The sequence below is a fragment of the Vreelandella olivaria genome (assembly GCF_023507745.1).
In the GTDB taxonomy this organism is placed as follows: domain Bacteria; phylum Pseudomonadota; class Gammaproteobacteria; order Pseudomonadales; family Halomonadaceae; genus Vreelandella; species Vreelandella olivaria_A.
In genome coordinates, this window is the sequence record NZ_JALPZO010000092.1 from 1 (window position 1) to 561 (window position 561).

The 561-nt window shown below is 51.7% G+C and carries 1 protein-coding gene; it reads left to right on the forward strand.

The window, feature by feature from the left end; genetic code table 11:
• Nucleotides 1–561: transposase (locus HP566_RS07490; RefSeq protein ID WP_249976641.1), on the forward strand; the 561-nt coding region annotated here is incomplete at both ends.

Here is a 561-nt window from a genome sequence, read left to right on the forward strand (position 1 = left end):
GGAAGCGCATCAAGGAAGTGAAGAGCAATCTGACCGATAACGAAAGTGCCAAAATGACGACAAGCAAGGGCACGATCCAGGGCTATAACGGCGTCGCCACGGTGGATAAAAAGCACCAGATCGTGATCGACGCTCAAGCCTTCGGTGAAGGCCAGGAGCATCACACCCTGAAGCCAGTTCTGGAGCAGGTAGAAGCCCGTTTTAAGAAACTGGGCATTGAGGAAAACATCTACCAGAAAGGCACCGTCGTCACTGCGGATACCGGTTTCGCGAATGAAGCCAATATGAAGTACCTTTACGAGCGACGGATTAATGGCTATATCCCTGATAATCAGTTCCGCAGCCGAGATCCGAAATTCACCGACCAGAAAAACAAATACGGCAAGCGCCACCAGAACTTACCAGATAAAGGCTGGCGAGAGACGACGCCAGCTAGCGCGTTCCAGTTTGACCCAGTAGAACTAACGTGTATCTGCCCAACCGGCGAAAAGCTGTCCTATCGTGGGCAACGAGAAACGGACAATGGTAAGATCCGGGTACACTTTGAAGGGCGTTTGCTGC